Origin of the sequence: Streptomyces iranensis, assembly GCF_017874715.1 — a bacterium.
Classification (GTDB): domain Bacteria; phylum Actinomycetota; class Actinomycetes; order Streptomycetales; family Streptomycetaceae; genus Streptomyces; species Streptomyces iranensis.
On record NZ_JAGGLR010000031.1, the window covers coordinates 78,329 to 98,423 of the forward strand.

At 71.2% G+C, this 20,095-nt stretch carries 9 protein-coding genes; 3 read left to right on the top strand and 6 right to left on the bottom strand.

Features of this window, described 5'->3' with window-relative positions:
• Together J2Z30_RS42415 and J2Z30_RS42420 are read right to left on the bottom strand one after the other, a co-directional pair.
• Entirely contained in the window at positions 1-3,045 is a 3,045-nt protein-coding gene (locus tag J2Z30_RS42415; protein ID WP_044580259.1) for an aminotransferase class III-fold pyridoxal phosphate-dependent enzyme, read from the bottom strand.
• 190 nt (positions 3,046-3,235) lie between these two features.
• Positions 3,236-4,723: an APC family permease gene (locus tag J2Z30_RS42420; RefSeq protein WP_052701872.1), complete on the bottom strand. Its 1,488-nt coding sequence runs from the start codon at positions 4,721-4,723 to the stop codon at positions 3,236-3,238.
• A gap of 239 nt (positions 4,724-4,962) precedes the next feature.
• Here J2Z30_RS42420 and J2Z30_RS42425 point away from each other — a divergent pair, with 239 nt between their 5' ends.
• On the top strand, positions 4,963-6,189 hold the full coding sequence (locus J2Z30_RS42425; RefSeq protein ID WP_209469065.1) for a PucR family transcriptional regulator: 1,227 nt from the start codon (positions 4,963-4,965) through the stop codon (positions 6,187-6,189).
• Between the two features lie 42 nt (positions 6,190-6,231).
• Here the strand turns inward: J2Z30_RS42425 and J2Z30_RS42430 are convergent, their stop codons facing one another.
• The 4 genes from J2Z30_RS42430 to J2Z30_RS42445 all read right to left on the bottom strand — a co-directional run bounded on the left by J2Z30_RS42430 (position 6,232) and on the right by J2Z30_RS42445 (position 10,760).
• On the bottom strand, positions 6,232-7,098 hold the full coding sequence (locus J2Z30_RS42430; RefSeq protein WP_044580261.1) for a terpene synthase family protein: 867 nt from the start codon (positions 7,096-7,098) through the stop codon (positions 6,232-6,234).
• Positions 7,099-7,252: 154 nt separating this feature from the next.
• Positions 7,253-8,608 (bottom strand): cytochrome P450, encoded by a 1,356-nt coding sequence (locus J2Z30_RS42435; protein WP_044580262.1) that lies wholly within the window; start codon positions 8,606-8,608, stop codon positions 7,253-7,255.
• A 47-nt stretch (positions 8,609-8,655) separates the two neighbouring features.
• A complete protein-coding gene (locus J2Z30_RS42440) occupies positions 8,656-9,894 on the bottom strand; it encodes a polyprenyl synthetase family protein (RefSeq protein WP_078957174.1) in 1,239 nt (412 codons plus the stop codon).
• A gap of 239 nt (positions 9,895-10,133) precedes the next feature.
• Positions 10,134-10,760 (bottom strand): SAM-dependent methyltransferase, encoded by a 627-nt coding sequence (locus J2Z30_RS42445; protein ID WP_044580263.1) that lies wholly within the window; start codon positions 10,758-10,760, stop codon positions 10,134-10,136.
• A gap of 88 nt (positions 10,761-10,848) precedes the next feature.
• Here J2Z30_RS42445 and J2Z30_RS42450 point away from each other — a divergent pair, with 88 nt between their 5' ends.
• A complete protein-coding gene (locus tag J2Z30_RS42450; protein ID WP_044580264.1) occupies positions 10,849-11,457 on the top strand; it encodes a helix-turn-helix domain-containing protein in 609 nt (202 codons plus the stop codon).
• Positions 11,458-11,572: 115 nt separating this feature from the next.
• Entirely contained in the window at positions 11,573-20,095 is an 8,523-nt protein-coding gene (locus J2Z30_RS42455; protein ID WP_052701875.1) for a type I polyketide synthase, read from the top strand.

Genomic DNA, 20,095 nt, shown 5'->3' on the forward strand with positions numbered 1-20,095 from the left:
TCACTTCTTGGGGAACGTGGTGCCGGGCCCGGCGCCGACGGCGGCTTCGGACATGGAGAGTCCGGGCAGGGACAGAACCTCCGCGAGCGCCTCGACGTAGAGGTCCACGTGCTCGCGCCGGAAGGTCATGGGGGGTTTGATCTTGAGGACGTTGTCATGCACGCCGTTCGGGAAGACGACGGTGCCCCGTTCCTTCATCAGCTCGGTGACCTGGAACGCCTCCGCGGTCGCCGGCTTCTTGGTGGCACGGTCCCGGACGAGTTCCACACCGAGGTAAAGCCCCCGGGCGCGGACATCGCCGATGAGCGGCTGCGTCTCCTGGAGCTGCCGCAGGCTCCGCGCGAAGTAGTCCCCGACCTCGGTGGCGTGGGCCCGCAGCCCGTCGCGCTCGACGATGTCCAGTACGGCCTCGCCGATGGCGCAGGACACCGGGTTGCCGCCGAAGGTGTTGAAGTACTTCATGCCGGTGTCGAAGGCGTCGGCGATCTCACGGGTGGTCACGACGGCGGCCAGCGGATGGCCGTTGCCCAGCGGCTTGCCCATCGTCACGATGTCCGGGACGACTCCCTGCAGTTCGAAGCCCCACCAAGGGCCCAGGCGGCCCACCCCGACCTGCACCTCGTCGGAGATGCACAGCGCACCGGCCTGCCTCGCGGCGGCGAACGCGCCGGCGAGGTAGCCGTCGGGGAAGACGATGTTGCCCGCCGATCCCATGAGCGACTCGGCGATGAAGGCGGCCGGACGCCGTCCGTCGCTGTCGATGCGCTCGATCACCCGGGCCGCGTCGCGCGCGTACTTGCCACCGGCGTCCGGGTCGTCGTATCCGTAGGCGCCGCGGTAGCGGTCCGGGATGGCCACCTCGTGGGTGGTGGGAGGGGCGCCTTGACCACCGGGCCCCTTGTACCGGTTGGGGCTGATGCCGGTGACGACGCCGGTGTTGCCGTGGTAGGCGCCGTCGATGTTGACCACATGCCGGCGGCCGGTCACCTGGCGGGCGATGCGCAGGGCGAGGTCGTTCGCCTCGCTGCCCGAGCAGACCAGGAAGACGACCTCCAGGGCGTCGGGCAGGGTGGCGGTCAGCTTCTCCACGTAGCCGGCGATCTGGGGGTAGACGAACCTGCTGTTGGTGTTGAGCTTGCGCATCTGGCGCAGCGCCGCGGCGGTGACCCGGGGTTCCGCGTGACCGACGTGTGTGACGTTGTTCAGCGAGTCGAGGTAGCCCAGGCCGTCCTCGTCGTAGAACCACACATCGCGTCCGCGGACGAGGTTCATCGGCCGTGCGTAGTAGTTGCGCTGGGAGCGGGCGATATGGCGGGACCGGATGGCGAGCACGTCGTCGACGGTCGGCTCCCGATCCGGTTCCGGCACCCGGCCGAGTCCTGGTGTCGGGTCCGATGTCAGCCGGCGCCAGGCGGCCCGCTGGGACGGGGCGACGCGGCGTGGCGGCGGGAAGGCGGCGAGGTGTGCCGAGGAGAGCATCTGGATCTGTACGCCGGCCCCCAGGCCGGGCTCGACGTCGCCTTCGCGCACGGTGCCGACCGCCTCTCCGGCCTTGACGGTCTCGCCGGGGAGACGGGGGCTGTCGAGGTGCCACCAGAGCGTGAACGACGCGGAGTCGTCGCCGTCGTGGCGCAGCACGAGCGGCCGTTCGTCGGTGGGTGCGGATTCGACGACGCCGTGGCCGGGGGAGAGGAGCTCGGTGCCCGCGGCGAGCAGCACGGTCGTGCCCACGCGTATGGTGGCGGGCTCGTGAGGGCCAGGAGCGCGCTGTCCGGCCCACAACAACGAGGGTTCGAGGTGGCCCAGGACACCGGGGCGGTGGCCCCGGCGGGTGTCGACGGCGTCCCGGACGGCGGCACGGTCGTCCCAGTCGAGTTCGTCGTAGAGATCGGCGGCCGGGCGTGCGTCGATGTGCACGGCGTCGGCGAAGAGCCCGGTGAGGGCGGCCCCGAGGGCTTCGGCGGCGGGCGACGCCTCGGCTGTCGGCAGGGAGCAGGCCGCGCGGAAGGCCGCTTCGGCCAGTTCTGGTGGAATCCGCGCGAGCTTGCGGATGGTCGGCCAGGTGTGCCGCATACGTGTCCGCCCGTAGTCGGATCCCGACTCCGCGATCCGCCGGTTCCAGGTGACCGCGTTCATGCACAGACGAGCGGCGGCCAGCGGATACACCACCGCCAGTTCCTCGGCGGTGAGCGGCAGTATCGACTGGAAGCCGGCCACCACCTCGGTGGCGGCGGCGAGCGGATCGTCCTTGCGGACCATCGCGTATCCGGCCGCGACCGCCAGCTCGGTGGCCCGGACACTGAACATGGCGTCCCCGACGTCGACGATGCCGCTGATGCGCAGCGTGCCGGTCTCATCGGTGTCGGCGAGTACGTTGGCGTCGTTGAGGTCCTGATGAACCACGCTGTGCGGCAGTGTGGCCAGCGCGGGCCTGATGCCGTCGTACCAGGACATGATCCGCCGAACCTCGGTGACGTCGTTCCGGTCGCTCACGGAAGGCAGCGCTCCGTCGATCACTTCGGACGCGCGGCGCATGTCCCAGTCGTGCTCGGCCAGGCTGTCCGGTCCATCCATGCCGGACAGGCCCAGGCTCAGTCGGCCGGCCATCACGCCGAGTTCTCGCAGCAGGCCGGGCGGGTGGTGGCCGATGTCCGCCATCACCAGGCCGGGCATCCAGGTCATCACCCGGACCGTGTACGCCTGTCCCTCGTGTTCGACACCGGACTGGAGCGCGCCCGACGTCGTCGGCACGAGTTGCGGCACCGGGAGCTCGGGGGCTGTCCTGGCCAGGTGCAGCAGCAGGGAGTTCTGCCAGCGGAGTTCGGCCGAGTCGGGTCCGGCGTGGGTCACCCGGACAAAGCGCGGGTGCCCGGAACCGTCCACGACCTTGAAGTTCTGGTCTATCTCCCCGCCGAGTGGCTCGTGCCCTGTGACGGTGAGGCCGTAATGCCCCTCCAGCACCCGCTCGAGGACGGATACCGGCAAGGTGGGGACGGCCGGTGAGTCGGACTGCCGGTCGGCGTCGAATGGGGCGGCCGAAGTCATCGAAGCGTCTCACTCTCGTGGGCTGGCCGGACGGGACAGGGTCCGGAAGTGAATCAGGGGCTTGGCTGAATCCAACGCCGGATCGGGCGGGGACTCCATGGGCGGGAGTCCGTGAGTTCGGCGGTGGATTTGTGCGCGGTGCACACCGAGGGCTGATGCGATGCCTGACGGAGGCGGTACCGGCCGTGCCTCAGTCGCGGTCACCGACCTCAGTCATCAGCCGCGCGTACATGGCGGGTTTCCATCGTCTGGCCCCGAGCCCCCATACCGTCCCGCCGAGCAGCGACAGGACCATGAGTCCGACGAGGAGTACGGCGAGCCAGCCGTCCGTACCGAGCAGCACGTCCACCCCGTCCAGGGCGTAGTACAGGATCGGCAGCAGGCCCGCGATGCCGAGCAGTGGTGCGGTCACTGTGTTCCAGACGCGCTTGTCGAGGGTGCTGCGGCGGAAGAAGACGAAGACCGCGACGCTGGCGATGAACTGGAGCAGGATGATGGACATGGCACCGATGCCGGTCATCCAGGTGAACAGGGCCGTATAGGAGTCGAGCCCGAAGGCGGCGAAGAGAGCGACCACCAGGCCGACCATCACGGTCTGGACGACACAGGCCGCCGACGGTGAGTGCTTCGTCGGGTGGCACCGGCCCAGTGCCGTCGGCAGGGCTCCCTGACGGCCGAGGGAGAAGAGATAGCGGGCGACGTTGTTGTGGAAGGTGACGATCGCCGCGAACATGCTGCTGATGATCAGGACGCGGAAGGCCAGGGTCGCCCAGCCGCCGAGGACGGAGCCACTGACGGCGAAGACCAGGTCGCCGGACTCCTTGTTCGCCACGTGGACCGCGTTGTCCACGCCGAGGGAGTTGACCATGAGCCAGGCGGTGATCGCGTAGAAGACACCCATGAAGACGACCGCGATGTAGGTGGCTCGGGGGACCGTGCGCTTCGGATCGCGCGCCTCCTCGCCGTAGATCGCACTGCCCTCGAAGCCGATGAACGAGGCGTGCGCGAACATCAGGGCCACACCCACCGAGCCGGCGAAGACGGTCGACGGTGCGAACGGCTCGAAGGAGAAGTCGCTGACGGGGGTGCGGGAATTGACGAGGATGGCGACGTCGAGCACCCCGATGACCGCGGTTTCCAGGGTCAGCAGTACGCCCAGGAAGACCGCCCCCGCGTGGACGCGGTTGAGGCCGAGGGCCAGACAGGCGGCCAGCGCCATGAAGGCGAAGACCCACCAGGGCAGATCGATGTGCAGTTCATCGAGGACCAACTCGTGTGCGTAGTAGCCGATACCGCCGTAGAGTCCGAGCTGGATCGCGTTGTAGCCGAAGATCGCGAGGGACGCCGAGCCGAGGCCGAGGGGCCGGCCGAGCCCCAGGGTGACGTACGAGTAGAAGGCGCCGGCGTTCGTGACGTGCCGGCTCATGGCGACATAGCCGACCGAGAACAGCAGCAGCACCAGCGCCACGGCCAGAAAGGCCCCCGCGATGCCGATGCCGTTCCCGGCGTTCACGATGACGGGGAACAGGGCGATCACCACGGTGAGCGGCGCGGCGGCGGCGATGATGAAGAACACGATGCCGGCGGCACCGATGCTGTTCTGCTTGAGCCCGGTGAGGGGCCGGTCGGCCCGGCTCGGTCCGGAGACCGCTGTGGGAGCCGGAGGGGGCGCGGTCATGTGAACACCAACTCTCTCCTGGGTGAAGTGCAGCCCAGTGGAGCACCGCCGGACAGCGCCGCTCAATGGATGTGATGACCACCCTTGACCGGCCTACCATGTGCACACGCACAATTTCACTCATCTGTTTACCGACGGGTTGCGCACCCGTGACACCACATTTCGACGTGATGCCGTATGGCTCAAATGTGTCGAAGTGGTGTCCTGGGGTCAATCCCGGGCCAGAGACCAGGGGGACCATGCCCATTTCAGAGGAGCACCCTTCGGGGCGGCACGCGGAGGCGGTGCGTTCGATCGCCCGGATGCTGCTCGCCGAGCGTCTGGAGGAGCTGGCGACGAATGCGCAGGCGTGTCTGGACCGCCAGGAACGGGCGTACGCGGACATGCCTGTGGAGCCCGCTGTGAAGCTGGCCGGTATGCGGCGGACTCTCGAACTCGCCTTGACCCGGCTGTCCGGAGACGCTGTCCCTCCGGACGTCGCCCGAGCCACCTCAGATGTCGGCCGCCAGCGCGCTGAGCAGGGCTTTCCTCTTCCGGCGCTGGTGCATTCGTTCCAGCTGGACTTCCGGGTGCTGTGGGAGGCGTTCGTCGAGGAGGGCCGGAAACGGGGCCTCGCCGGCGACCCGGGGTTCCTCGATGGTCTGCTGTTGGTCTGGGAAGCGACGGACACCAACAGCGTCGAGGTCGTCGACGCCTACCACCGCGCGGAACGCGATCTCACGAGTCATCGCCTGCAAGTCCGCAGCCGCGCCTTCGAACGCCTGGTGCTGGAAGGCGAGCGGGACACCGCCGTCGTGGCCGATGCCTCGGCCAAGCTCGGCATTCCGGTCGATGCCCCCCTGGTGGTCCTCGTGGCCGAGGGAGTCCCCACCAGTGACCGATCCCTTGCCGACTGTCATCAGGCGCTGAGGCGGGCCAACCTCCCCTGTCACTTCGGTTACCTCGGCGACGAGCTGCTCGGAGTGATCAACCGAGGCCGTCGCTCCAGCGGGGCCGTTCACGACCACCTCACCCCGCTGGGGGCCTGGAGGTGCGGAACCGTCGACGTCGACGGCTTGGCGGGTACGCCTCGCGGCGTACGGCTGGCCCGCGCGGCGATCCGAAGCGATGCCGTCCCCGGGCTGCGCCCCATCCGGCGCCACTGGATCGGCGCGATCATGTCGGGCGACGAGGAGCTCACCGGTGTCATGGCCCGCGATGTGCTCGCTCCGCTGATGGCGGTGCGTGATCACGAAGGCCTGATCGAGACACTGCGGCACTACCTCGCGCTCGGCTCCGTCACCGAAGTCGCCGACCGTACGTACCGGCACCGCAACACGGTGCGCAACCGGCTCCAAGCCGTCGAGCACGCGACGGGGCTGAGCCTGGCGGTGCCCGCTGACGCGGCTCTGCTGGCCATGGCCACGGAGTGGCTCAAGACCACCACGGGGCAGAACTATCTGCGGCAGCGGGGCGCCTTGGACTGAAGGCATCGCAGGCGGCCGTCCGGCCCGGCGGCGGGCGTGAGCTCATGCGCTGTGTCCGCCGTACCGCGGGGACCTCGCGTTCCAGGCGATGAGTCCGGCGACGAATCGGTTCATCCCGTTCACGTACGAGGAGATGGTGCTGCTGCCGGTTTCCTTGATCAGCTGGGCGGACAGCTCGGCGTGCCGGTCCATGGTGGCCTGGAAGCGGTCGATCGTCAGCTGAGCGGCCTCCATCGTGGTGATGTTCCGGCTGCGGGCGATGACGCTGACGGCGTTTTCCTCCCCCTCACCGGCCAGGATCTCCTTGTGCAAGGACTGGAGATCCTGCAGGAGGATGACCCGGTCGAGGTCACATGTGTGGAGGGACCGAAGAAGTGGGTTCTCGCATTCGGCGGAAAGGTCGATACCCAGGCTGATCTCGATGAGGATGTGGTCGATGGCCTGCCCGATGGTGCGGCGTCGCGCCCGCAGGTATGCGTCAAGATCCTCGTAACTTTCCGCGGCCGTGCGCCGTTCGGCGGTCTCGAGACAGCCGTGGAAATAGTCATCCACCGTCCTGGTGAGGCGGTCCAGCTGCCCGGGTGGGACGTAGCCGCGCAGCCGATCCCAGATGACCTTCATCAGCGGACCGAAGCGTTCTTCGTTCGTGGTGGTGAAGGCCGACTCCGCGTCCGTGATGCATGCCTTGAGCATCCCGCGCACATCGTGGTCACCGTCCGCGTCGATGACGTCGTCGCGTTCGACGAAGAGCAGACTTATCGCCGAGAAATCCCATAACGCCTCACGGCCGCAGGCCGGCCAGCACAGCGCCGCACAGAGCACATAGTCCGCGGCGATGATCCTCGGCTCCTCACTCCGGGGGAAACGGCAGTGCGCGAAGACGCGGGGGTAGAAGTCGCTGTTTCGCACTTCCTCGTAGTGTGGGCTTTCCGTGGCCCCTTCCCCTTGCGTCAGGCTGTGCCGTAATTGTGCCAGTGACTCAAGTCGCGGCTGTATCCCGATTTTTCCCATGTTGATGATGGACTCCTCACGCGTCCTGCGCGGTCGCCGGTGTCGGCGGATATCAGTGAGCTATGAGATTCCGGGCGGCAAGGCGCATGGGGAGCCGGCGCGGAGTCATCACGCTTCCCAGGGCGGGCCTGACCTTGACATTCGGCACCGGTTCCAGCTTCCACCGGGCGACGATGGTCGCCAGGGTGATGACCGCCTCGATGATGGCGAACTTGTCCCCGATGCATTTGCGTGCCCCGCTGCCGAACGGGACCATGGCATCGCGGGGCGGCAGCTCATTGCCGTTGGACGGGTCCCACCTGTCGGGGTCGAAGGCGGTGGGCCGAGTGAAGTGCTCAGCGCTGCGGTGAACGATGTAGGGGCTGTAGGCAATGGTGGTGCCGGCGGGAATCCGGTGCTTCCCCAAGCTGGCGTCCGCGGTCGATTTCCTCGTCAGGAACCAACCGGGTGAGTACAGCCGCAGCGTCTCCTTGATGACGCGGTCGGTGTATTCCAGCCGGGACACGTCGTCGTAGGTGGCCGTCCGTCCGGCGAGGACCTCGTCGACCTCCTCATGCAACCGGCGCTGCGCCTCCGGGTTCTGCCCGAGAGCGTGAAGTGCCCAGGCGACAACGGTCGCCGACGACTCACCTCCGGCGAACAGGAACGAGATGACCGCGTCCGAGATCTCGTCGTCGCTGAGGCGTTGGTTGCTGCTTTCCGCATCACGGGCGGACACCAGGGCGGACAGCAGATCGCCGTGGTCGACGCCGCTTTCACGACGACGCGTGATGATCTCATGGGTTGTCGTGGTGAGGCGTTCCTTCGCCTTGAGGAACGAGCGGTTCCCCGGCACCGGGAGCCGGGTCAGCCACGCCGGCATGAACATCTGCCGGTAGAAGCCTTCGAAGACGACCGCGACATCGCTGATCATCTGCTGAAGCGTCTCGTCGGCCAAGGTGTCCGAGAAGGCGGCGGTCATGAGGATCCTGTTGGTGGCCTTCATGATCTCGCCGGGTACGTCCACGACCTGCCCGTCGTGCCAGGAGTTCACCACTTCCTCGACATGGCTGCTCATCACCTCGGCGTAAGCAGGCAGCCGGGCGCCGTGGAACGCGGGCTGAAGCAGCCGCCGCAGCCGTCGGTGCCCCTGGTACGGGCAGGACCCCGGACCGTTGCCCAGGACTTCGCGGACGCGGTCGAAGAGCACCCCGCCCTTGTCGAATGTGCGGTCGTCGCGGAGAACCTGCTGGGTGAGGTCCGCGTCGCAGACCACGACCATTCCGATGGGGCCCACCCGGATACGCACGAGATCGCCGACAGGCGACAGAGAACCCAGGAACTCCTGCGGGTTCCTGAGCAAAGGCAAGCTGTGGCCGAGCAGAGGAAGCGCTCTCGGCGCGGTCGGTACGGTGTCGATGTCCGTCATGGGCTCCTGCTTTCGACGATGGAGGTGGTAACGGATGCGGGCCTGTGTCACACGCTGCGCTGGGTGGCGGACTCCGCCAAGCAGCGCAGGACGGGCAGGGCGCCCGGGTGGATCGAACCAGGGTTGGACAGCAGCTTTTCGACGCTGTCCCGGTGCTGGGCGATCATGTCCTCGATACCGGTCCGGGCACCGCTCTCGATCAGAACGGCCCGGACCCGCTCGGCCTGAGCGTCGGTGAGGTCCGCCCGGCCGAGCAGATCGCGCAGCAGGTCAGCGGAGTCCGCCGAAGCGGTACGCAGAGCGAGAGCGACGAGCGCGGTGTGTTTACCGTCGCGCAGGTCGTCCATTCGCGGCTTCCCGGTCTCGGCGGGGTCCCCGAATGCGCCAAGCAGATCGTCGCGGAGCTGGAACGCCTCGCCGAGCGGCAGCGCGTAGGCGGTCAGCGCGTCAAGGAGGTCGTCGTCGGCCCCGGCGAGGACGGCGCCGATGTGCAGGGGGCGCTCGATGCTGTACTTGGAGGTCTTGTAGCGCGCGATGGTCAGGGCCCGCTCGACGTCGTCGGTGGGAGAACCGGTGGCGGCGAGATCCAGGTACTGCCCGTACATGATCTCCGAGCGCATCACATCGAGCAGGGGCAGGAGACCGGTGAGCTCGTCGGGTGTGAGCCCCGCGGTGTGGATGAGTTCGTCGGACCAGGTCAGCGCGAGATCGCCGACCAGGACAGCGGCACCGACCCCGAACCACTCGGCCGACTCGGGACTGTCACCCGACGCGATGCGCTGACCGGCCAGCGCGCGGTGCACGGTCGGCTCTCCGCGACGGATCGAGCTCTGATCCATGACGTCGTCGTGGATCAGAGCGAAGGCGTGGAACATCTCCAGCGCGGCCGCCACACGGATGACGGCCGCTGGCGGGGTCCGCTCGCCGACAGCGGCGTGCCAACCGGTGACGCACAGCAGCGGCCGCAGTCGCTTTCCGCCGGCGGCCAGGAAGCCGGCCACAGCCTGAACGAATGAGGCAGGCAAGTGCTCCCGCTCGGCGGCAGCCGCCTTCTCACGCAGGAATTCCGTCAACACGGCGTCGATGCAGGCCCGTAGGTCCGCCAGGGCCGGTATCGCCTGGGATGCGCCCCACGAGGTGTCGTCCGGCAGGGGAGTTTCCCCGTCGCCTTCCACGCTCCATAATCGCGTCTTCGCGGTGGGGGCCTTGAGGTTTGTAACGGGCGAGTCCGCCGCGAGTACCCCGGACGTGTCCTTGTTCGGCCAGTTTTGCGCGACCTCTCCCATAGCGAAAACCTCTCTTGTGGTCACCTGCGTCGAACGTGGAGAGCTGCGCGCCACTCAAACCGCGGAGCTTCTGGAAGTCGGGTCCGATCGGGTGGAGACGTGCGGGGGCACGCCCTCACCACTCGCCACGGGCCGAACGGCCAAGTGGTTCAATGCGTTTGCGTGGAAACGGTTCCGCTGTGGCGCTGGTGCTGAGCACCGTGGCCCCCTTCCTCCGCCGGGGGCGCCGGGCCACCGCGTCAGGCGGTGCGGCGGACGAGGAGGATGTGATCGGTGACCTCGGCGGTCTGCCCGCCGGGGCCGGTCGCGATCCGGCGGGGTGCGTCGGCCCGCTCGACCGTCCATGTCTCCGGGGCCAGATCGATACCGGCGGCGACCTCCTGCGGGCTCGGGTACCGGGTATCGGGATCCTGGTCCCACGACCACGGCGCGGCCGAGCCGTGATCGACGACCAGCAGCCGCCCGCCCGGCCGCAGTGCGTGCGCGGCCGAGCGCAGGACGGTTGCCCGGTCCAGGTCGAAGGGGGTGTGCAGGTAGTGGGCGCAGATCAGGTCGAATTCGCTGGGCGGGAAAGATGTGTGCACGTCGTGCCGCACGGTGGTGACGCGGTCGCTCAGACCGTGTGAGAGGGCGAGGGCGGCGAGCCGCTCGACCGCCACGGCCGAGATGTCGACGGCGGTGACCCGCCACCCCTGACCGGCGAGCCACAGCGCGTCGCCGCCGTGACCGCATCCGAGGTCCAACGCGTCACCGGGCGGCAGGCCCGTCACCGTCTCGGTGAGGCGGGCATTCGGCCGCGGGTCGCCGACCGTAGGCCGGGCCGCGTAGACGCCGTCCCAGAACGCGACCGCATCGGTGGTGCTCATCAGAACTCCTTGTGTCGGTAGGCGCTCAGTCTTGCCAGGCCCACCACGACCTGGCACGAAATCTTGCGGTAATGGCAAGGTGGGCCTCATGGATCTCAAGACGGACGACGACGTACTCGACGCGGTGGGGCCGCGGCTTCGTGCGCTGCGTCGTGACCGCGGCATCACCCTCGCCGACCTCGCGGCGAGGACCGGCGTGTCGGAGAGCACCCTGTCCCGGCTGGAGAGCGGGCAGCGCCGGCCGACCCTGGAACTGCTGCTCCCACTGGCCCGTATCCATGACGTTCCGCTGGACGACCTCGTCGGTGCCCCGCGCACCGGCGACCCCCGGATCCACCTCAAGCCGATCAGGCGGTTCGGCATGACGTTCGTGCCCCTGTCCCGGCGACCGGGCGGTGTGCACGCGTTCAAGATGATCATCCCCGCCGAGCCGGAACCACTCGAACCGACCCCGCAGACCCACGAAGGCTTCGAATGGCTCTACGTGCTCAACGGACGCCTGCGACTCGTGATCGGCGAGCGCGACCTGACACTGCCACCCGGTGAGGCGGCCGAGTTCGACACGTCCTTGCCCCACTGGCTGGGCAGCGCCGACGGCGGCGTGGTGGAGCTTCTCATCCTGTTCGGCCTGCAAGGGATACGTGCGCATGTACGCACCGACCCTCATCGGCCGTCCCGGGCCGAGAGCCGACGGTGAAAGCGCGGCAACACGACGCTCCACGCAGCCGCGGGTCCGGGCGTCCCCGTTGGCAGGCAACCGGGTGGATCGTGCCGTCGTCCTCAACGACGGGTCGCCTCAAGGAGGTCATTCGGTGCCTACGCACGCCGACATCGTCAAACCGCTGCCGGAACTGCTCGGGGACCACGCCCGTCGCCTCGGGGACAAGGTCTGTTTCCAGGACCGGCTCAGGCGTGTGACCTACCGGGAGCTGGAACGGAGGACCGCACGGCTGGCCGGTCACCTGGCTGCCCTCGGCCTGGCGCGCGGTGACCGGGTGGCCGTACTGCTCGGCAACCGTGTCGAGACGGTCGAGAGCCTGCTCGCTGTCACCCGGGCGAGCGGCGTGGGTGTGCCCCTGGACCCCGGGAGCCCGGAGGAGGAGCTGACCCGCTTGCTGGACGACAGCGGGGCACGGTTGCTCATCACCGACGGCGCCTGCCTGACGCGGCGGCCAACGCTGTCGATCCGGCACGGGCTGACCGTGGTGGTGGCCGAAGGTGGCGACGAGGACGGGGCCGAGAGCTCGCCTTCGTGCGCGGACGTCGAGGAGCCGGTGGACGAGGCCGGCGCAGCCGGGGGCCGGCCCGCCGTGGTGGCGGGCGGTGTTCTGCGGTACGAGGAGTTGGCGGGTACGGAGCCGCGGATGCCGGCCCGGGACGATCTCGCACTGGACGAAGTGGCCTGGCTGCTCTACACCTCGGGCTCCTCCGGCGTGCCCAAGGGCGTCCTGTCCACCCAGCGCAACCGTCTCTCGCCGATCGCGACGGGGTTCGTCGGTGTCCTGGGCCTGTCGAGACGGGACCGCGTGCTGTGGCCGCTGCCCCTCCATCACGCGATGAGTCAGGTGGTGTGCTTCCTCGGGGTGACCGCGGTGGGGGCGAGCGCGGTGCTGCTGCCCCGGTTCTCGGTGGCGGGTGTGCTCGGTGAACTGCGTCGTGGGGACGGTTCGTTCACCTTGCTCGGCGGGGTCCCGACCACGTATTCGGCGCTGCTCGACGCGGTCCGGGGCGAGGAGGGCGGCAAGGACGGCATCGGTCTCGGCGCCCCCGCGCTGCGGGGTTGTGTCAGCGGCGGTGCCGCGGCGGGGCCCGGGTTCCGCGAGTCCTTCGAGGCGATCTGCCGTGTCCCCTATCTGGAGCACTACGGCAGCACGGAGGCGGGCCCGGTCACCATGGCGGCTCCGGGCGAGGCGACGGCGTCCGGGGTGTGCGGCCGGGTGCTGCCCGGCACCCGGGTCCGGGTCGGCGGGGGCCCCGACGGCCGGGACACGGGCGAGGGCGAGCTGTGGGTCAGCGGGCCCGGGGTCATGGCCGGTTACCACGGCAGACCGGAAGCCACCGCGGAGGTACTGCGCGACGGCTGGTTCCGCACGGGTGACCTGGTCAGGATCGATGCCTCCGGTGAACTGGCGGTCACCGGCCGGGCGAGTGACCTGATCATCCGGGGCGGGGAGAACATCCATCCCTCGGAAGTGGAGGCGGTGCTGCGGCGGCTTCCGGGGGTGGCGGACGCCGCCGTGGCCGGACGCCCGCACCCCGCCTTCGGCGAGGTGCCGGTCGGCTATCTGGTCGCCGGGCCCGGTGGCGGCGTACTGGACAGGGGGAGCGTCCTGGCCGCCTGCCGTGCGGAACTGTCCGGCTTCAAGGTGCCGGTCGAGCTGTTCGAGGTGGCGGACATTCCCCGTACTGTCTCCGGGAAGATCCTGCGGCGGGACCTCGCCGGCTTGCCCGCGCGGGCGCTGGGCGCGGAGGCCGCCGGGAAGCCGTCGGAGGACCTGCCGGCTCTGGTGCGCGGCGAGGTGGCGGCCGTGCTCGGCTGTGCGCCTCAGGCGGTGGAGCCGAACACGGCACTGCGGGACCTGGGTATGGACTCCCTGACGGCGACGGTGCTGCGGGAGCGGTTGTCGGCGGTGACCGGCCTGCCGCTCTCCGAGGCCGTCGCCTTCGACTTTCCCACGGCCGCCGCGCTCGCCGCCCACCTCGGGGAACGGAACGCCGCCGGGCCGGCCGGTGCCGGGCCCGTGAACCGGAGCGCGGCCCGGTCGGACGACGATCCCGTGGTGATAGTGGGGATGGCGTGCCGCTATCCCGGAGACGTGGCTTCTCCCGAGGAACTGTGGCGGCTGGTGGCCGACGGGAGGGACGCCATCGGTCCCTTCCCCACCGACCGGGGCTGGGACACCCGGGCGCTGTATGACCCGGACCCCGGGCGGCCCGGACGGACGTATGTGCGCGAGGGCGGTTTCCTCTCCGGTGCGGACCGCTTCGACCCCGGCTTCTTCGGCATCTCGCCCCGCGAGGCGCTGGCCATGGACCCGCAGCACCGGCTGCTGCTCGAAGTGGCGTGGGAGGCCTTCGAGCACGCCGGTCTCGTTCCCGCCACCCTGCGCTCCTCGCCGACCGGGGTGTACGTCGGGCTGATGTACAGCGACTACGCCCGCCGCCTGACCAGGACGCCCGAACATGTCGAGGGGTACCTCGGCCTCGGCAACGCCGGAAGCGTCGCCTCGGGTCGTATCGCGTACACCTTCGGCCTCGAAGGACCGGCGCTCACCGTGGACACGGCGTGTTCCTCGTCCCTGGTGGCCCTGCACCTGGCGGCCCAGGCGCTGCGCCGGGGTGAGTGTGCCTTCGCGTTGGCCGGCGGCGCCACGGTGATGTCGGGGCCCTCGTCGTTCGTGGAGTTCAGCCGTCAGCGGGCGCTGGCACCGGACGGCCGCTGCAAGGCGTTCGGCGCGTCCGCCGACGGCACGGTGTGGGCCGAGGGCGCCGGAATGCTGCTGCTGAGCCGGTTGTCCGAGGCGCGTCGCGCCGGACTTCCGGTCCTGGCCGTGGTGCGCGGCTCCGCGGTGAACCAGGACGGGGCGAGCAACGGGCTGACCGCGCCGCACGGACCGGCGCAGCAGCGGGTGATCCGGCAGGCGCTCGCGGACGCGGGGCTGAACCCTGAGGACATCGACGCGGTGGAGGCGCACGGCACCGGCACCCGGCTGGGGGACGTCATCGAGGCGGAGGCCTTCTTCGCGACGTACGGGCGCCACGCGCGGCGGCATCCCCTCCGGCTGGGCTCGGTGAAGTCGAACATCGGTCACGCCCAGGCCGCCGCCGGGGTGGCCGGCGTGATCAAAATGGTGCAGGCGATGCGGTACGGCGTGCTGCCGCGCACGCTGCACGCCGACGAGCCGACCCCCCGTGTCGACTGGTCGCCGGGGCGGATCGTGCTGCTGACCCGGGCGGTGGAGTGGCCTGCGGTGAACCGCCGGCGCCGGGTGGGGGTGTCCTCCTTCGGCATCAGTGGCACCAACGCCCATGTGGTGCTCGAAGAGCCTCCGGGCGACGGGGAGGCCGCACCGCCTGCCGTGGCGGACGGCGGGGCCGCGAGCGGCGGTGTTCCGCGGGAAGGTGCGGCTTGTCCCGGACGGGCCGCCGTGGCCTTTCCGGTGTCGGCCAGGAGCGTGCCGGGGCTGCGGGCCCAGGCACGACGGCTGTACGACCATGTGGTCGCCGCCCCCGATACGTCCCTGGTGGACCTCGGGTACTCGCTCGCCACCACGCGTACGGCCTTCGAGCACCGGGCCGTGGTGGTGGCCCGGGACCGTGCCGAACTGCTCGGCTCACTGCGGGCCGTGGCGGAGGACGACGGCCCGCCCGGAGTGCACACGGGCACGTCCCACCACTCCGGCCCGCCGGCCCTGCTGTTCACCGGCCAGGGCAGCCAGCGCCCCGGCATGGGCCGTGAACTGTACGAGTCGCGGGATCCGCATCCGGCCTTCGCCCGTTCGCTGGACGAGTGCTGTGCCCTGCTCGACCCGCTGCTGCCGGTGCCCCTGCGGGACGTCATGTTCGCCGGGCCCGGTACGGAGACGGGTGCGCTGCTGCAGACGACCCGGTTCGCGCAGCCGGCGCTCTTCGCCCTGGAGACGGCCCTGTTCCGGCAGTTCGAGGCCTGGGGGGTACGCCCCGGTCCGGTGGCCGGGCACTCGGTGGGGGAGGTGACGGCGGCCCATGTCGCCGGGGTGTTGTCCCTCGCGGACGCGTGCACACTGGTGGCGGCCCGAGGCCGGCTGATGGACGCGCTGCCCGCGGGCGGCGCGATGGCGGCTGTGGCCGCCGGCGCGGACGAGGTTGCCGCCCACCTCGCCGAGACCGGGTGTGCGGTGGAGATCGCCGCGGTCAACGGGCCCGCCTCGGTGGTCGTCTCCGGCGACGAGGCGGCGGTGCGGGAGACCGCCGCGTACTTCCGGAAGCGGGGCCGTTCGGTGAAGGCGCTGCGGGTCGGCCATGCCTTCCACTCCGCTCGGATGGAGCCCGTGCTGGCCGACTTCGCGGACGTGGTCCGGCGTCTGTCCTTCGCCGCGCCGCGGCTGCCTCTGCTCACCGCCGTGGCGGGCCGGGCGGCCACCGACGAGGAGCTGTGCACACCGGAGTTCTGGGTGGACCATGTCCGCCGTCCGGTCCGCTTCGCCGATTCGGTGGCGCACCTGGGCGAGCGAGGCGCGGCACACTACGTCGAACTGGGGCCGGACGGGGTGCTCACCGGCCTGGTACGGGATTGCCTCGCCGCGTCCGGACCGGCCCCGGCCAACCCGGCCCCGGCCAACCCGGACGCGGGCGAGGCGGGCGGCGGCGAGCGGGGCCCGGCACCGCTGGTCCTGCCGACTCTGCGCGGGACGCGGCCGGAAGCGGACGCCCTGCTCGACACGCTGGCCGCGCTGCACGCCCACGGCGTGCCCGTCGACTGGCGGGCCGTCTTCGCCGGGCGCGGCGGGCGGCGCGTCGCACTGCCCACGTACGCCTTCCAGCGCCGCCGGTACTGGCTGGAGGCCGCCCCGGGGGATCCGCCCGGGTCCCCGACGGCCGAGCCCGCCCATCCGTTCCTGCGGTCGTCCACCCGCACGGCCGACGACGACGGGTTGCTGCTGAGCGCGGTGCTCTCGGCGCGCGAACAGCCGTGGCTTGCCGATCATGTGGTGGCTGGGGAGACCTTGCTGCCGGCGACCGCTTTCGTCGACATGGCCCTGCACGCCGGTGAGCTGGCGGGCGCGGCAGTCCTGGACGAGCTCGTCCTGACCGCGCCGCTGCCGTTGCCCTCGGACGGTGCTGTCGCCTTGCAGGTGAAGGTGGCGGGGGCGGACGCCGCGGGACGGCGGGCCGTGTTCTTCCACTCCCGGCCGCACACCGCGGCGGGTGATGAGCCCTGGCTCCGGAACGCCGTCGGCACTCTTTCCCCGGCGCGGCCGCCCGCGGACCGGGAAGCGGCCGCCGCCGGGACCGGCGGCGTGCCCCGGCCGCACGCGTCCTGGCCGCCGGAGGCGGCGGTGCCTCTGAGTGCCGACGGTCCGGGGTACGGACCGTATGAGCGACTGGCCGCCAACGGGCTGCGTTACGGTCCCGCCTTCCGGGGCATGCGGGCCGCCTGGCGGCACGGGGAGGAGTTGTACGCCGACGTCGCGCTGCCCGAAGCGGCCCGGGAGCCGCGCCCGGACGCGGACGGCCCGCAGTTCGTCCTGCATCCCGCACTGCTCGACGCGGCGCTGCACGCCCTGGCCCTGGACGGGCTCGGCAGAGACGGTTCCGGGGCAGTCGGCCCGGCGGCGGTCGGTGGGTTGTCCCTGCCGTTCGCCTTCAGCGGAGTGCGCGTGCACACCACCGGCGTACGGCGCTTGCGGGTACGGGTGGCCCCCGGGCCCGACGGGCAGGCCGGAGTGGAGCTGACCGACGAGACGGGCTCACCGGTGGCGACGGTCCGTTCGCTGACGCTCCGGCCCCTGCCGCGTACCGGCTCAAGCCCGGCGGACGCGGTCACCGGCGCTCTCCACGGGGCGGTCACCGGTGCTCTCCACGGGGCGGTCACCGGCGCTCTCCACCGGACTGACTGGGTGCCGCTGACCGAGCCGCCCGCACCCGTGGCGCCGCCCCGCTGGGGGGTTCTGGGCACGGCGGGCACACGGCTGGTGGACGCCCTCGCGCCCCCGGGTTCCGGCGTCCCGGTGTATCGCGGCCCGGCGGCGTGCGACGCGTCGTCGGCCGTCGTCGTGGCACCCTGCCCACCGCCTGACCCGACCGGCGGCGCGCAGGATCGGGCCGCCGGGTTGCTGCGGGCAGCGGACCGGGCGCTGGGGCTCGTACAGGAGTGGCTCGCCGAACCGCATCTGTCCCGCTCCCGGCTCGTCCTCGTGACGTCCGGTGCCGTCACTTCGGCCGACGACGGTTTCCCCACGGACGGTGCCGCCGGTCGCGGGAGTGACGGCCGGTCCGGCGAGACAGCGTCCGTACCAGTGCACACACCGGTGTGGGGTCTGGTCCGCTCGGCCCTGCGCGAAAACCCGGGCCGCTTCGCCCTGATCGACGTGGACGGACACCCCGACTCCTGGAGTGCCCTGCCCGCCCTGCTGGCCGCCTCGGTACCGGAGGCAGCCGTACGCCGGGGGACGGCATATGTGCCGAAGCTGGTGCCACTGGCCAGGGCGGCACCGGAGCCGCGGAAGCGACGGCCGCTCGACCCGGAGGGCACAGTCCTGGTCACCGGCGGCACCGGTTCCCTGGGCATGCTGGTGGCGCGGCACCTGGTCACCGCCCACGGCGTCCGTCATCTGCTGCTCGCGGGCCGGCGCGGGCCGGACGCTCCGGGGGCCCGGGAACTCGTCGCGGAGCTGCGTGAGGCGGGCGCCCAGGTGACCGTTCACGCCTGTGACGTCGCGGACCGGACCGCGCTCGCCGCCCTGCTCGACGCGGTACCGGCGGCCCACCCGCTGACCGGCGTCGTGCACGCCGCGGGGGTGCTGGACGACTGCGTCGTCACGGCGCTCACCACCGACCGTCTGAGACGGGTGCTGCGCCCCAAGGCGGACACCGCTCTCGCTCTGCACGAACTGACCCGCGGTCACGACTTGGCCGTGTTCGCGCTGTTCTCCTCGGTGGCGGGTACCTTCGGCTCCGCGGGCCAGGCCAACTACGCCGCGGCCAACTGCGTGCTGGACGCCCTGGCACGGCACCGCCGTCGGCTCGGACTGCCCGGTACGTCGATCGCCTGGGGCCCCTGGCGGCAGGACGACGGCATGATGGCGCACCTCGGCGACGCGGACCGGCAGCGGATGGCCCGTTCCGGGTTCGACCCGCTCGGACCGGAAGAGGGCCTGGTCCTCTTCGACGCCGCCGTGGCCGGTGACGAACCCGTGGTGGTGGCGGCCCGCCTCGCCCCGGCCGCTCTCCACGGTGGCGAACCAGCCGCTCTCCACGGCGGCGAAACGGCGGCGGACCGGCTCCGAACCCCCGCCGCCGACGCGGGCGACAGGGGCGGGGACCGGCTGGGCCGGGCGTTGGCGGCCGCTTCCCCCGGCGAGCGGGGCGGGGTGCTGCTCACGAAGGTCCGGACCCTGGCGGCCCGCGTCCTCGGCCACGCGGAGGAGGCCACCGAGATCGATGAGGACGCCCTGCTGGCGGACCTGGGGCTGGACTCCCTGGCCGCGGTCGAATTGCGCAATGAGCTCGCGGCGTGGATGGGGCTGGCACTGCCCTCCACGCTGCTGTTCGACTTCCCGACGCCGCGCGCCCTCGCCACCGAGCTGACGCGGCGGTACGTCGCCGAGGCACCTCCTGCTGACGCCACGTCCGACGGCCCGGCACGGCCGGAGGCCGTCGGCCCTCCGGGCTCCCCGGGCCGACCGGCGGACGCCGGAGCGGTGGGCGGTCCGGAGGCTGGTCCGGAGGACAATCAGGAGGGCGGTCCGGAGAGCGGTCCGGAGGCGGGCGCTCCGCCGGACGCCCGGGTGCGGACCGCCGACGCACCGCACACCGGGGGAGCTCCGGACTCCCTGGGCGCGCTCTTCCGCGCCGCATGTGCCCGGGGACAGAGCTGGGACGGCATGGCGCTCCTCACCATCGCCGCGCGCCTGCGCCCGGTCTTCGACAGCACCGGGGCGCCCGGCGCGACGCGCGAACCCGTCATGCTCGCGGCGGGCGGCACGGGGGCCCGGCTGGTCTGCTGCCCCGCGCTCAGCGCCGTGTCCGGACCGCAGGAGTACGCGCGCCTCGGTGCCGGGCTGCGCGGCCTGCGGCCGGTCTCCGCGGTGTGGCACCCGGGGTTCGAGCCCGGAGAGGCTCTGCCCGCCACACTGGACGCTCTCGTCACCGCCCAGGCCATCGCCGTCCGCGCGGCCGCGGCCGAAGGCCCCCTGGTACTGCTGGGGCGGTCGGCCGGTGGCTGGGTGGCCCATGCCGTGGCCGAGCGGCTGGAGTCCGAGGGCGCCGCCCCGGCGGCCGTCGTCCTGGTGGACACCTATCCCCCCGGTCAAGGCGACCGGGGTCAGGCGCTCTCCGCGATGACGTCGGACATGCTGCGCCGGGCGGCGGAATTCGCCTCTGCCGGCCCCGACCGGCTCACCGCCATGGCCGGATACTTCGAGCTCTTCAGCGGCTGGAAACCCGCGCCGCTCGCCTGTCCCACCCTGTACGTACGGGCCCGCGACCCACTGCCCGGCGCCGAACCCGCCCCGGACTGGAGCCTGCCGCACGCCGAGGTCACCGTGGACGGGGACCACTTCACCATGCTGGAGGAGCACGCCCGTACCACCGCGCTCGCCATCCACCAGTGGCTGAGGGCCCGCCTGGTCTGA